The sequence below is a fragment of the Agrobacterium sp. MCAB5 genome (assembly GCF_052114365.1).
Lineage (GTDB): Bacteria > Pseudomonadota > Alphaproteobacteria > Rhizobiales > Rhizobiaceae > Agrobacterium > Agrobacterium tumefaciens.
In genome coordinates this window covers 50352-64492 of sequence record NZ_JBFREP010000002.1, presented here as the reverse complement: position 1 = coordinate 64492, position 14141 = coordinate 50352, and the positions used below count along the sequence as shown (strand labels likewise).

Annotated in this window: 11 protein-coding genes; 4 read left to right on the top strand and 7 right to left on the bottom strand. The window is 57.1% G+C overall.

From position 1 onward, the window contains the following. Positions 1 to 80: 80 nt before the first annotated feature. Positions 81 to 1415, bottom strand: a complete 1335-nt coding sequence (locus AB4Z23_RS05065; RefSeq protein WP_003510911.1) for an aspartate aminotransferase family protein — start codon at positions 1413 to 1415, stop codon at positions 81 to 83. 146 nt (positions 1416 to 1561) lie between these two features. Between AB4Z23_RS05065 and AB4Z23_RS05060 the strand changes: the two genes are divergently transcribed. After that, positions 1562 to 2110 (top strand): cupin domain-containing protein, encoded by a 549-nt coding sequence (locus AB4Z23_RS05060; RefSeq protein WP_003510910.1) that lies wholly within the window; start codon positions 1562 to 1564, stop codon positions 2108 to 2110. A gap of 21 nt (positions 2111 to 2131) precedes the next feature. Here the strand turns inward: AB4Z23_RS05060 and AB4Z23_RS05055 are convergent, their stop codons facing one another. Next, the gene (locus AB4Z23_RS05055) at positions 2132 to 2341 is read right to left on the bottom strand and encodes a hypothetical protein (protein WP_149916022.1); all 210 of its coding nucleotides are present in this window, start codon (positions 2339 to 2341) and stop codon (positions 2132 to 2134) included. Positions 2342 to 2726: 385 nt separating this feature from the next. Between AB4Z23_RS05055 and AB4Z23_RS05050 the strand changes: the two genes are divergently transcribed. The 3 genes from AB4Z23_RS05050 (at position 2727) to AB4Z23_RS05040 (ending at position 6164) form a co-directional block, all read left to right on the top strand. Next, complete coding sequence (locus AB4Z23_RS05050) at positions 2727 to 3407, top strand: sugar transferase (RefSeq protein WP_003510909.1); 681 nt, start codon at positions 2727 to 2729, stop codon at positions 3405 to 3407. A 194-nt stretch (positions 3408 to 3601) separates the two neighbouring features. Beyond that, on the top strand, positions 3602 to 4888 hold the full coding sequence (locus tag AB4Z23_RS05045) for a polysaccharide biosynthesis/export family protein (RefSeq protein ID WP_013761580.1): 1287 nt from the start codon (positions 3602 to 3604) through the stop codon (positions 4886 to 4888). A 7-nt stretch (positions 4889 to 4895) separates the two neighbouring features. Further along, positions 4896 to 6164, top strand: a complete 1269-nt coding sequence (locus AB4Z23_RS05040; RefSeq protein WP_003510903.1) for an O-antigen ligase family protein — start codon at positions 4896 to 4898, stop codon at positions 6162 to 6164. 19 nt (positions 6165 to 6183) lie between these two features. On the opposite strand, the gene AB4Z23_RS05035 is transcribed toward AB4Z23_RS05040, so the two are convergent. The 5 genes from AB4Z23_RS05035 to AB4Z23_RS05015 form a co-directional block, all read right to left on the bottom strand. Continuing rightward, positions 6184 to 6678, bottom strand: a complete 495-nt coding sequence (locus AB4Z23_RS05035) for a hypothetical protein (RefSeq protein ID WP_013761578.1) — start codon at positions 6676 to 6678, stop codon at positions 6184 to 6186. Between the two features lie 138 nt (positions 6679 to 6816). Next, positions 6817 to 8181 (bottom strand): HlyD family type I secretion periplasmic adaptor subunit, encoded by a 1365-nt coding sequence (locus tag AB4Z23_RS05030; protein WP_112391227.1) that lies wholly within the window; start codon positions 8179 to 8181, stop codon positions 6817 to 6819. Positions 8182 to 8189: 8 nt separating this feature from the next. Next, on the bottom strand, positions 8190 to 10412 hold the full coding sequence (locus AB4Z23_RS05025; protein WP_112391226.1) for a type I secretion system permease/ATPase: 2223 nt from the start codon (positions 10410 to 10412) through the stop codon (positions 8190 to 8192). Between the two features lie 76 nt (positions 10413 to 10488). Next, positions 10489 to 12510 carry a hypothetical protein gene (locus AB4Z23_RS05020; protein ID WP_113291564.1) on the bottom strand — a complete coding sequence of 674 codons (2022 nt, stop codon included), beginning with the start codon at positions 12508 to 12510 and terminating at the stop codon, positions 10489 to 10491. Positions 12511 to 12661: 151 nt separating this feature from the next. Next, positions 12662 to 13642, bottom strand: a complete 981-nt coding sequence (locus tag AB4Z23_RS05015; RefSeq protein WP_112152962.1) for a fibrinogen-binding protein — start codon at positions 13640 to 13642, stop codon at positions 12662 to 12664. Between the last annotated feature and the right edge of the window lie 499 nt (positions 13643 to 14141).

Below are 14141 nucleotides of genomic sequence, written 5' to 3'. Positions count from 1 at the left end.
TATTTTTGTTGCGGTCTTGATAAATGCAAAAAAGGCTGCAATAGAAATTGCAGCCTTTTATTTATTAGTGATTTATACTTTTAATCCGCTCTTTTCAGCGCGTCGCCCAAGATCGAGACGATATCGTCGAAATGTGATTTTTCGGCGATAAGCGGCGGCGAAAGGGCAATGATATCGCCCGTGACGCGAATGAGCAGACCGCGCTCGAAGCAATCCACGAAAACGTCATAGGCGCGTGCGCCGATAGCTCCATCACGCGATTGCAGCTCGATGCCGGCGATGAAGCCGATGGTGCGGATGTCGATGACATTGGGCAGGCCCTTCAGCGAATGGATGGCGTCGTGCCAGACATCCTGCATTTCTGCCGCGCGGGTAAACAGCCCTTCGTCGCGGTAGATGTTGAGCGTGGCGATGCCGGCGGCGCAGGCAACCGGATGTCCGGAATAGGTATAGCCGTGGAACAGCTCTATCTGGTTGTCCGGCCCATGCATCAACGCATCGTGCACCTTGCGGCTGGTAAAAACCGCACCCATCGGGATTGCGCCGTTGGTCAGCCCCTTGGCGGTGGTAACGATGTCAGGCGTCACGCCGAAGTAGTTGCTGGCAAAGGACGAGCCCATACGGCCGAAACCGGTGATAACCTCATCGAAGATCAACAGAATGCCGTGCTTGTCGCAGATGGCCCGCAGGCGCTCCAGATAACCCTTCGGCGGCACCAGCACGCCGGTGGAGCCGGCTACGGGTTCAACGATACAGGCGGCGATTGTTTCGGCCCCATGCAGAGCAACCAGCCGTTCCAGATCGTCTGCCAGTTCGGCACCATGCTCGGGCTGGCCCTTTACGAAGCTGTTTTTCGCCAAATCGTGGGTGTGACGCAGGTGGTCGGCCGGGATTTGCGGAAAAACACGGCGGTTGTTGACAAGGCCACCAACGGAGATGCCGCCGAAACCGACGCCATGATAACCGCGCTCACGGCCGATCAGACGGCTGCGGGTGCCCTGACCAATGGCGCGCTGATAAGCGATGGCAATCTTCAGCGCCGTATCGACTGATTCAGAACCCGAGCCGGTGTAGAAAACGCGGTCGAGCTTCGCGCCTTCCGGGCCGGGCGCGATTTCCGCCAGCCGCTCGGCGAATTCGAAGGCGACGGGATGGCCCATCTGAAACGAGGGCGCATAATCCATGGTCGAAAGCTGGTGTTTGACGGCGGATGCAATCTGGTGGCGGCCATGGCCGACATTGACGCACCACAGGCCAGCTGTGCCGTCGAGAACCTGACGACCGTCATTGCTGGTGTAATACATGCCCTCCGCGCTCGTCAGCAGGCGGGGATTGGCCTTGAACTGCCGGTTGGCGGTGAATGGCATCCAGTAGCTGTCGAGTGAGGTGGAGTTGGATCGGTTGGGGTTGTCCATAACGGTTCTCCTGTTCGGTGCCGGTGATTGAAAGCTATTTTCCGGGCTGAACAAGCCCTTTTCTCGCTGTGGCCAAGTCATTGAAAATGTTATAGGCGGGAAAGGTAGTTTTCGATATTTCGAACAACGGCAACGGGGGATCACGCATGTCGGTGGATATAGGCGGGCGTTTGCGCCATTTGCGGCTGCGTCACAATATTTCCCAGCGTGAACTGGCAAGACGTGCTGGTGTTACCAATTCGACGATTTCCCTGATCGAATCCAACACCTCCAACCCGTCCGTCGGCGCGCTGAAGCGCATTCTCGACGGTATACCGATCGGCCTTGCCGAATTTTTCGCCTACGAGCCGGAGACCAGCCGCAAGGCATTTTACCGCGCGGATGAACTTGTCGAAATCGGCAAAGGACCGATATCCTTCCGGCAGGTGGGCGAAAATGTTTTCGGCCGCAGCCTGCAAATCTTGAAGGAATGTTACCAGCCGGGTGCCGATACCGGCAAGGTGCCACTGGTCCACGATGGAGAAGAGGGGGGTATCATCCTCTCCGGGCGTCTGGAGGTGACGGTCGACGAGGAGCGGCGGGTTCTCGGTCCGGGGGATGCCTATTATTTCGAAAGCCGCAGGCCGCACCGCTTCCGCTGCGTTGGTCCAGTGCCGTGCGAGGTCATCAGCGCCTGCACACCACCCACCTTCTGATTCTATGGCTTTCGGGTAAAGTCACGCCGGAATGGTGGTCGGACCGTTCCAGCCGGAGATAATTTGGTCCAGCCGGAGAGATTTTCTACGATCCGACCGAACTTTGATACGGGTTCCTGCCATTATTTTGCCGCTTTTGCGCCGCTTTTGCAATTTTTCCATCGCTTTTTCTTGGCGAAGTTGGCGTGCCGGCAAAAAAATCCCGGTTAATATGTCAAATTTTATATGCATTGCCACAATCTTGCTGCGCTGCAAAAAAATTTAATATTCTTCCTGACACATGGCTGTTCTTGGCGTTCCTGTCTCACCTGATTAAGTCACAAGAAACATATAAGAAAAGACTATCTGTTGTCGAAAACGCAATACATGCGGGAGCGGCACCCATGCTCTCAACACATGGCCGCCGGCACATTTGTTGCTTTTTTATGCAACCGTTAATATTGCCCTGACGTTGATCGGCCGCTCTCGCAAGAAATCGCATAGACGGTCAGGGGCAATGTGCCTTACAAAAAATCCATTAGCATCAAATTCAGAACACAGACTTGTTATCTCTTTTAGACGGAAAGACACGCCTCCGGGCACCGACCAATCGCAAAACATAAATGGAGTTCTCTCTATGAAGTCCGCGACCCAATCGGCTGAACAGACACTCAGCAGTTCCGAAGACTTCGATGTCAGTTTCCCTATCGGGGGCATCGCAAAACGCAGCTTCGATATGACATCGGCCCTGCTTGCGCTGCTCATCTTCAGCCCGATTTTTCTGTTGATCGCCGCACTGGTGAAATTGTCCGATCCCGGCCCGATCTTTTATGGGCACCGGCGTGTGGGACATAATGGCCGCTATTTCCATTGCCTGAAATTCAGGACGATGGCGATGAACGGTGATGAAATGTTGCGGCAATATCTTGCCGCCAATCCGGAGGCCGCCGAGGAATGGCGTGCGACCCGCAAACTCAAGAATGATCCGCGCGTAACCGCAGTTGGTGCCGTGCTGCGCAAGCTCAGCCTTGATGAGCTGCCGCAGCTTCTCAACATCATCCGCGGCGAAATGAGCGTCGTTGGCCCGCGCCCCGTCGTCGACGAGGAGCTGAGCTACTACGAAAGCGATGCCGCCTATTACCTCAGCACCCGTCCGGGCCTGACCGGCCTTTGGCAGATCAGCGGCCGCAATGACGTCAGCTACAAGACCCGCGTGGCTTTCGACACGCAATATGTGCAGAACTGGTCGATGCGACAGGACGTCTTCATCATCGTCAAGACCATTCCCGCCGTGTGCCTTTCACGCGGAAGCTACTGAAAACCGATATTGAGTTTGGCTTTATCGATCTTTGTTTTGCCACGCACCCTGACCGGGATCCCAAGTCCGGTCTTTGGGTGCGTCATTGGTGCAAATCATAATGGCCGCTTTTTGCGGCGCTGTGCAGCCGGCACCGTCCGGCTGCTCTATCGCCTGATCGCCCGCGCGGCGATCCGCAAACAGGGAGTTTCCCGATGAACGGTCCTATTGCCGTCGCTAGCCGTCCGCTTGCAAAAAGAACCGCCGGACGCACTTTCTCCGCCCTTCTGCTTGTTGCATCCGTCGCATTCGGAGCGCCGCTTTCCGCAATGGCTGCGGAAGGCGCTCAATACAAGCTTGGCACCGCCGACAAGCTGCGCATCCGCGTTGCCGAATGGCAGCCGGCCGATGGCAGCATCCGCAACTGGGATGTCATCAACGGCGATTATTCCGTCGGCCCATCCGGCGCGCTGTCGCTGCCCTTCATCGGCCAGCTGGATGTGGCGGGGAAGACGTCCGCAGAGGTCGGTGAGGCGATTGGAGCCCAGCTTCAGAGCAAGTTCGCCCTTCGCAACCTGCCGTCGGCTTCTGTCGAAATCGCCCAGTTCCGGCCGATCTTCCTCAGCGGAGATGTACAGACGCCCGGCGAATATCCCTATGCTGCCAATCTCACGGTGTTGAAGGCGGTAAGCCTTGCCGGCGGGTTGCGGCGCTCCGATGCCGGGCAGCGTTTTGCCCGCGACTTCATAAATGCCCGCGGCGACGCAGCCGTTTACGACAACCAGCGCGCAAGGCTGCTTGCCCGTCAGGCGCGGTTGATCGCCGAGGTCAAGGGTGACACGGTCATCGCCAAGACGCCGGAGATGGAAAAGATTGCCGAGATCGACGCGCTTCTCGCCAGCGAAAGCGCGCTGATGAAATCGCGCACCGAGCGTTACACTTTGCAGCTCAAGGCACTGACGGATCTGCATGCGCTTCTGGAAAGCGAAGTCGAATCGCTGAAAAAGAAATCGGAAACGCAAAACCGCCAGCTCGAGCTTGCCAATGAGGACCGAGACCGCGTCAACCGGCTGAACGAGCAGGGCCTTGCACTATCGCAACGGCGTATTTCCGCGGAAGAACGTGCAGCGGAGGTGGAAGCCGCGCTGCTTGATATCGACACGCAGTCATTGCGTGCCAAGCAGGATATCAACAAGGCGACCCAGGATGAAATCAACCTGCGCAATGACTGGGTGGCACAGCGCTCCAAGGAATTGCAGGACACGGAGGCGGAACTCGACAAGCTCAATCTGCAACTGGGTACAAGCCGGGAATTGATGTCGGAGGCGCTCGCACAATCGGCTGAGGCGATCCGTTTCGATCCGTCGGGAAAATCCGCGACAATCAGCTACGTCGTGGTGCGTGAGGAAAACGGCAAGCCGAAGGAGGTGAAGGTGGATGAAAACGCCATGCTCCAGCCAGGCGACGTCATCAAGGTCTCGTCCGAAATCCTGATGCAGTGAGGTTTTCATGCGGATCGCCAAATCGGCACTGATCGATCCCGAACGCAATGAGGTCTACGGAATGGCGGCGATTGCGCTGTCATTCTTCGTTTTCGCCTATTCGTCGCGTTTCGGGCAAATCTCGATTCTGGCCTATTATGGCATGTGGCTGCCCCTGGTAGTGGTCAATTACCGGCGCGTGCTGGGTAACTATCCGCGCTATCTGTGGATATTCGCCTTCGGCATCCTGACCGTGCTGTCGAGCTTCTGGTCGGAGGCAGCATCGGTCACAATGCGCGCTTCCATCCAGTATATGACGCATATCGTCTGCGCACTTATCGCCATGCGGGTGGTGTCCATCCGCACGCTGACACGTGGGGCGTTGATCGGCATCACCGTCATTCTGCTCTATTCGCTGCTGTTCGGTGTCCACCTCTTCGATGCGCTTGATGGAACCTACAGTTTTGTCGGGGCTTTCTCATCGAAGAACCAGCTTGGCTTTTACGCCTCGCTCGGCGTCATTTTCGCCGTCTCGTCCGTGCTGATCCTCAAGCAAAGAGGTATCTGGCTGCCGATCGCGGGCATCACCGGGCTCTTATCGGCCTATAGCCTAATTGCTTCGCAATCGGCCACATCCACCATTACCACGGCGGCGGTGGTCGCCCTCATCATCGGTTTCATCCCGATTGGCATGCTTTCACCGGCCAACCGCAAGATGACCTTTTTCGCACTCGGCGGTATTGGCATATTGCTGGTGGTCGCGTCCCTGCAGTTCGGCTTGCTTGATGCCATTCTCGGCCTTTTCGGCAAGGATTCGACACTGACAGGACGCACCTATCTCTGGCAGCAGGGCATCGAAGCGGCAAAGCAGACACCGATCCTCGGCGTTGGTTACCAGGGGTTCTGGGTGGTGGGTTTTGCCGATGCCGAGCGCCTGTGGAACGACTTCTTCATTACCGGACGCAGCGGCTTCCATTTTCACAACACCTATATCGAGACGGTGGTAGAGAATGGCATCGTCGGCATGGTTCTGCTCGGCATGGTGCTTTACGGAACGCTGCTCGGCCATCTGCGCTCGGTCCTGATGCGCCAGCGCGATCCGCAGGGCGTCATTCTCTTTGCCATCTGCGCGCTGTTCGTCGTCCGCTCCTTCGTGGAGATCGATATCATCTTCCCATTCCAGATCGGTTCGTTCCTGCTGTATTTCGCCGCCGGAAAACTGTGCCTTCCGGCGAAAGCCACGCAGAACAGCGAAACTCATCCCGCGATTGGCGTGCGGTTACAGACGCGAGCCTGAGCATTCGCTCTGCCCGATCCTAGAGGTAATCCGATGAGACGTGCGGGCTGGCGTGGATGAAACTCCACATGTCCTTGCTGACAGAGACGATGTCGGCGATGGATTTTTCGAGGTGTTCGATTTCTTTCTCGTCCATGCGTTCTACCTTGCCGTAACGGACCTGGGTTTCGTCCTCCACCAGTCGCATGAGCTGAGTGCTGGCAATTTCGCCCTTTTCGTCGAAGGAGTAGATGCAATGATTGTATTTGTTGCGCGTTTTCGATTCTTTCTTGAGCCGCGCCATGATGGAGAGAATGGTCTTGCGATCCGGCGCTGGCGTTGAGGGAAGTTTTGCCAGACGCTCGATGAGATCCATGCGCGCGCGCGTGGTGTTGAGCGTCAGAAACACGACGATGGCCGCTTCCTTCTCCACTTTCAGGAGATGGACGATCAGATAGATCATCAGGCTTTCGGTGTTGGTCCACACGTAATTCAGCCTGCCGACCATCAGCAATATATCCGACATTGCCGCCATGCTGTTCTCCCGCCCCACCAGACATATACTGGCATTCTATGCTGATCTGGACGGGATTGACAGTGTAGGTCCATTCTGCGTTCCGCATTTTCCAGACACAAAACCGCCGTCCAACCTTCCTGGAAAAGCGGTATTTCTTCATCTTTCCTTGAATGCTCGGGACATGCTGTCGGAGATAGGCTTGGTAAGATATTCGAAGAAGGTTCGCTCCGAAGTCTGGATCAGGACATCCGCCGGCATGCCGGGAACGGGATGGAAATTATGGACCTTCGCGATCTCCTCGTCTGAAACCTGCACGCGCACGATATAGACGTCCTTAACCTGCAGGCCTGCATTTTCCTCGATGCTGTCGGCGGAGACGTAAAAGACCTTGCCGTTCAGAACAGGCGTGGTGCGGCGGTTCAGTGCCGAAAGGCGGATCGCTGCCGTCTGGCCCTCATGCAACTGGTCGATGGAGGTTCTCAGAACCTGCGCCTCAAGGATCAGGGGAACGTGGGCGGGCAGGATTTCCATGATCGGCTTGCCGGTGGTGATGACGCCGCCTGCCGTGTGGTAATAGGCGCGCACCACGGTACCGTTGACCGGAGAGCGGATGACTGTGCGTTCCAGCACTTCGGCGGCACCGCGCACCTGCTCGCGCACGCTGTCCAGATCGGCTTCGGCGGTTTCGAGCGCGTCGAGAGCAGCCTGCTTGTTGGCGTTGATGGCAATGACCGCTTCCTGCTTGAACTTGGCGATTTCAGCCTCGCTCTGGTTCATCTCGCCGGTCAGTCGGGCGATATCGCCCATGGCATCGGCAATGGCGCGCTCCAGCGCCAGCATGTCAGTCTTGCGGATGACACCGTCCTTGGCAAGCCTTTCCTTGGAATCACGCTCTTGGGTCAGAAGTGCCAGTTGACGGTCGAAGGACTGCTTCTGCCCCTCATAGCCCGCATAACGAAACTCCAGCGACTTGATGTTCTTTTCGATGAGATTCAGTTGCTCGTCGAGCTTCACGATCTTGCTGTGGAACACGATGTTCTGGCTCTGGATGATGGATTTGATATCAGGATCGCTGGCTTCCTTCATGACGATGTCAGGCACCTTGAAGCTTTTTTGGCCCTGTGCCTCGGCGCGCAGGCGCGTGACGATGGTTTCGAGGCGAAGGCGTCTTAGCTGGAACATGCGCTCGTTGGCGAGCGCCGTCGTCTTGTCGAGCGTCAGAAGCACGTCGCCTTCCTTGACGGTGTCGCCTTCGCTGACCATCATTTCCTTGATGATGCCGCCCTCCAGATGCTGCACGACCTTGTTGTTGCCGGTGGCGACAAAGCTGCCCTGGGCAATGATGGCGGCGGAGAGCGGTGCAGTGCCGGCCCAGTACCCGAAACCGCCGAAGGAGGCGAGCAGCACGGCAAGACCGATTGAACTGTGGAGGCGAATGGAACGTGGCACTTCGCTGTACCACTCAAGCTGGCCCTGGGGTTTTACCTCTACGACGGCAACGGCGGTTTTTTTCTTGAACATGACGATCCTCAACCCTCGATCCGCGGAGACTGGCTACTTTGCCGGCCATTGCCGGAAATAGCCTTCAGTACGTCCATCCGTTCGCCGAACATGGCGACCGATCCGTCCTTCAGCACCATTATCTTGTCGACGCACTGAAGAAGTGCGGGTCGCTGGGTGATGGTGACGGTGGTGATGCCCTGTTTCTTGGCGTGCAGAATGGCTTTTGCCAGCGCCTGTTCGCCCTGCGTATCAAGGTTGGAGTTTGGTTCGTCCAGAACCACGAATTTTGGATCACCGAAGAAGGCGCGGGCAAGCGCGATGCGCTGCTTCTGGCCGCCCGAAAGCGGTGCGCCATCGGCGGCAACCACGGTTTCGTAGCCCTGCGGGAAACCGGCGATGAGCTCGTGTACGTCGGCGAGCACAGCCGCCTCGTAGATCTGCCGGTCTTCGACATCGTCACGCATGCGACAGATATTGGCCTTGATGGTGCCGGGAAACAGCTGCACGTCCTGGGGCAAATAACCGATGCTTTCACCGAATTGCCGCTGGTCCCAGTTGCGCAGGTCCATGAGGTCAAGGCGGACATTGCCGGAAGTGGGAAGGATGGAGCCGACCAGCATCTTGCCAAGCGTCGTCTTGCCGGAACCGGAATTGCCGATGATGGCAAGGGATTCCCCTTTCTTCAGCGAAAAGGAAATGCCGTTCAAGATCACCTTCTTCTGCGGCGGCGGCACGAAAAGGATACGTTCCACATCCAGACGCCCTTCCGGATTGGGCAGGCGCAGACGCGGGAAATTGAGCGGTGAGGTGATGAGAAGCTGCTTGATACGGCTATAGGAGGCTGCAGATTTGTTGAACTGATGCCAACCCTCGATCGCTCCTTCGATGGGCGCCAGCGCGCGGCCGGAAATGATGGATGCTGCGATCACCATGCCGCCTGTCAGTTCGCCCGCGAGAGACAGATGCGCGCCCCAACCCAGGAGTGCGACCTGCGTGATCATGCGGGCTGCTTTGGAAACACCTGAGAACATGATGTTGCGATCCTGCGCCGCCACATGCGACTTCAGCGATCCGGCTGTTTCACGACCCCACATCTTCACGGCCTCTGGGATCATCGCCATGGCATTGATGATCTGCGAGTTGCGCGACATGGAATCAAGATGGAAATTGGCGCGGCTCAGATAACCGGAGGCTTCCGCGAACTGTCTGGCGGTGAAGCGCTGGTTCAGCCAGGCTATGATGAACAGCACCGCGCAGCAGACCATGATGATGACGCCGAGATGCGGATGTACAAGATAAACCACCACGATGAAGAGGGGCATCAACGGCGCATCGAGAAAGGCGATCAGGGTGCCGGAGGTAATGAAGGAACGCAGCTGCTGCAGGTCCTGCAGGATCTGGTAGTCCTTGCCGCTGCCATGCAGGGAGGCGCGGGCCGCTGCCGACAGGATCGGCGCTCCAAGCTGCACTTCAAGCTCGACAGCGGTGCGCATCAGGATGAAGCGCCGGATGGCGTCCATGAAGGCTTGCAACAGAACCGCGCCGAGAACGGCGACCGTCAGCATGACGAGGGTATCCATGGAGCGGCTTGTCAGTACCCGGTCCGAGATTTGGAACAGATAGAGCGGGATGGCAAGCAGCAGAACGTTGATGGCGATGGTGAACAGCATCACGATCGCCATGTTGCGCCGTATCGCGGCGATGCCCTTGGCGAGGCTGGCGGCGAAATTGACGGGTTCACTGCGCTTGTGGAAGCCGCTCTGGCTTCCGCCTCCTCCTCCGCCACCACCGCCATTCTCCGTCGGCTCCTTGCCGTTGCCGCCGCCGCCCGTCACCGGACGGCGCTCGTTTTCACGGATAGGCCCGTCATTATTGTCGATTGTTTTGACGAAGGGCAGGTCGGGTGCGCTTTTCAGCTCGGTATTGTCCACCTTTGCTTCCGGCTCCGGCGGTGAGGCGGTGCGCCGGTCTTGCTGCGGCGGCACTGGCCTTTCCTGCGGAACGTCACGCATTTGCGGTTGTTCGGCGTATGGGGAATGTTGCGGAAGGGGCCGGGCCGGTGTGATCTCAGGGGAGGGCGGGGCTGCTTTCGCGGTCGGTTCCGCGCCGGACAGATGGCGCAGGTTTTCGACGGCCTCGTTTATGGCCGAAATGCAGGCATCAGTCAGCTTGCTGTCTTCCGCATCCTGATCCAGCGGCAAGTCCAGCGAGTGCCCGGCGGTAATGGTTTTTCTTGAAATATGATCCATTTTTTTATTAATCCCCTCGGTGATCTCGCGGTTTCTGCGGCTTTGGCGGCGGGTGTTTCTCCCCGCCTGTCAAAACCTATGCAGTGACCGCCTGCATGACGTCGGATGAATGCGCGCTCGACCACGACATGTCGTGACCGGCGTTGATGACGCCATCGGATTCATTCTGAATGGTGGCGGGATCGTCGTGCAGAAACGCGATCACTTCGTTTGCCAGCTGCTGGCCTTGGTGACCCGGTTGCGACGCATCATTTTCGATGATGCCGCCCTGTATCAGGATAGCATCCGAATAAAGCCCGCCTGCGACGTAGGTGGTGGAACCGAAGCTGTCGTAATCGATAATCTGCGCGAGATTGATGACGGCGTTGCTGCCGGTATCGATATGGATCGTGACGTTCTCGTTGTTTTCGAGAATCTTTGCTGCTGCCTGCGTCACATAGTCGGAATCGCCCAGCACGCTCACCTGTTTGATGATGCTGACGTCATAAAGATTGCCAGTGATGTAAAGGACGTTGATCCCCTGATAGCCCGCAAAATTGGCATCGTGGGCAAGCGCGTCCGGCATGTTCGGATCACGCTCGTTAATCGCTTTCACCGTCTGCGCCATGTAGTCCGGCATGGTTTCGAAACGGTCGTTGCTACCGACGTTGTGGATGCTGGCGTCGTTCCACAACAGGTTGTTGCCGGACTGAACGGTGGCGCCCTCAGGCGCGTCGGGGTTGGCGCGGATCCAGTCATTGTCGTAAAGCACGGCGATCTGGCTGATGAGGTTCATGTCCAGCACATTGCCGCCGACGATGACCAGATCGTACTGCATGCCGATGCCGAGGAAATTTGCGATGTTGAGGGCAGCGTTGCCACCGCTCAGCAAGCTGACGCTGGCGCCCGAAGAGGTAACCGTCAGTGTGTCGTTGTCGCTGATGAACTGGTACTGCTCGATCCAGTGGACGAAGGACACGTCTCCTTCGAGGACGCTGACACGCCAGGCAGTGGGAAATATTGGTGGTTCACCACTATCGTGGCTGCTGTCGGCGCTTTCCGCACCCGGATAGACACTGCGTGAGAAGGTCGCAATATTGTAGGCGGCGGTTGCGTCATGGTCTTGGGACTGCGTGAAAACGGAATCGACCTCATCGCGGTCGCTATAGACATAGGCCTGGGTGATTGCGTCGATCTGGTGATAATCGCCCATGACGGTGGTGACGGAGGCCATGACGGCAGTATTGACCAGCGTTGCTATGTTGGCGACGACATTTGCGCCGGCAGCTACATCGAGGCTGTTTCCGGCGGGACTATCCTCATGCAGCGAAACATCGCTCTTTTCCGGCTCTTCAGCGGGCTTGGCAATGCCACGATCCGGCATGAAGTCGTCGAGCGTTGGCTTTTCGCTTGCCATGGAGCCATTGATGTAGAGGCCGTTGATGTCATTGCCGGCGAGAACGAAATCCTGTTCCGCGCCGGTTCCAAGGGACGTCACGTCATTTTCGCGTGCATGGTCGATATAATCATGTGCTGATTTGGCGAGCGCCTGCAACGCGTCGTAGCTGTCGGTGCGCTGGAAAACGGAAAAGGGCGTGAAGACGGCTGCTTCGTTGTAGAACTCGACGGTGCGCTGGGTCACGAAACTGGTGTCGCGCGCCACATTGGGGCCGTCCGTCATGTTCAGATAGTCGTCGTCCTGAAGAATATTGACCTGCGTGACATGCGCGATAACCGAGCCAGGGCCGGTGTGCACCACCAGTTCGCGTTCTTGCTCAAAGGAGACACTGCCCGGAAAACGGAAATGCGCGGCTGACATATCGACCGGTATCGCATTTGCAAGCTGCTGCATGTCGTGTTCGACCATGCGAGCGAAATGCGGTTGCAGATAGTCGAAGTCGTAATAGCCGGCGCGATATTTAACGCCGGGATCGTAATCCTGAAGCTGCAAGTCGTAGTTCTTGTCTAGCAGTCTTGCCGCGTCATCATCCGACAACCGGTCTTGGTTCGCGTGTGCCGTGCCTTCTGCATAGTTGCTTCTTAGACGCGCTTCCTCGATCACCGTGTCGAACAGGCCGATGAAATGCGCAATCATGTCTGAAATTCTGTCGATTTGCATTGCAGGTCCCTCCCTGATCATCGCGGCAGAGCCTGGGCGGCGGGCGGCACACGTCCAAGAGGCGGTGCTTCGTCTTCGCGCAAACCCGGTCCTTCAACCGCAAACTGCACCGGCGAATGCCGGTGCAGCTTTTTTCATAGAGAGGTACTCGTCAGGAGCCGCTGTCCTCGCCGGTATCGGAAACATGCGAGTTACCGCCTGTGACCGAGACATCAACGGCATTGGAGAGCATGTTGGCGCCCTGCACCAGTTCCAGATGGAAGCCGGAGTTTGCAAGGATAGCCGATGCATCTGCAGTGCTGGTACCCGCAGCGTCGTCGCCAGCCTTGAGGTCCCATCCCTTGCCGTCCATGCCTTCTGCGCCAAAGGCGTCGCCGGCATTCGCGCTCAGGTGGTTCTGTGCACCACCATTGTCCATCCTGACATCCCAGGCCTGATCCTGATCCGCCAGGTGGTTGGCCTGCACAAGGCTGAAGCCCGTGTCGTTGCCTTCGCCGTTGAGCGAGCTGTTGAGGATATTGTCGACATCAAGTGTGAAGGAGAAGTCGTCACCGAGGTTAAAGGTGAGGTCTCCGCCAGCGATGCCGAGATTGCCGACATCCTTGACGCCGGCGATGTTGCCGAAGTCGTCATCCGACTTGTAGAAACTGTCGGCAGAGTTGAAGCTGCCGGACGTCGCCGTTGTTGTTGTCGATGTGTCGTTGTCGGAATATGAGAAGGTCTTGGTGTCCGTATCCGTGACCGTCTTCACGTTGATGTCGTTGTCGCTGTACGACTTGCTTTCATAGCTCCAGTCGTAATCCGACTTGATTTCGGTGTTGGTTTCGGTGCTTGTCTTTGTGGTCGTGTCGTTGTCGCTGTAGGACTTGCTGTCATAGCTCCAGTCATAGTCGTTGTCGCGATTGTCGCCGTTGCCCACTGCGACGTCGATTTGGGCATCAACATCCACATTGGTGCTGTTGTTGCTGTTGTCACTGTTATCGCTGTTGTCGTTGTTGCGGTTTTCACCGTTTGCGGTGCCGACATTGCTGTCGTCCACCGTCGCGTCATTGGTCGAGGTGTTGGCGAAACCCTCCGAAAGCGCGCCAATCTTGGTGATGTCGTCGCCCGCAGGCTGTGGATTGTAACCCATTTCGATTTCCTCCGAAAAAGCTCGGAGCAGCTTTCGAAATCCCTCTCATCTAAAACGGGATTTTTTCGCGCTTGCTCCGCGTTGCACAAAGATTGATGTTCTGCAGATGCACTCGGTACGTCTCATCTGCGGCTTGGCATCGGCCCGTAACCGGGCTCTTCTCGTTCAGCCCTTGTGCGCTACTCGGTATTAAGGCGCACAAATCCGTTCCTCGCTCCGTTGGGAGCGCGGTGGCTTCGTCTTTTTGCTTTCGTTATGTCTTGAAAAGGAACCGGCGTTTGCAAACACACGTCAAAGGCCGGGGTTGTCTTTCCATCGGTCACTGTTTGCAGCGACGGTCAGACTGTGCAGCAGAAAAATCGCGCTTCCTAGCTATCAATTCGGGCTAAACATATCGGCACCCTTACCACCAATATATATGTCGGAAGGCGGTCGCATGGAGATTTGCCGCCGGTTCAGACGCAAATAATTGCGCTCAGGCCGGGAAAAGCTGCTTTTT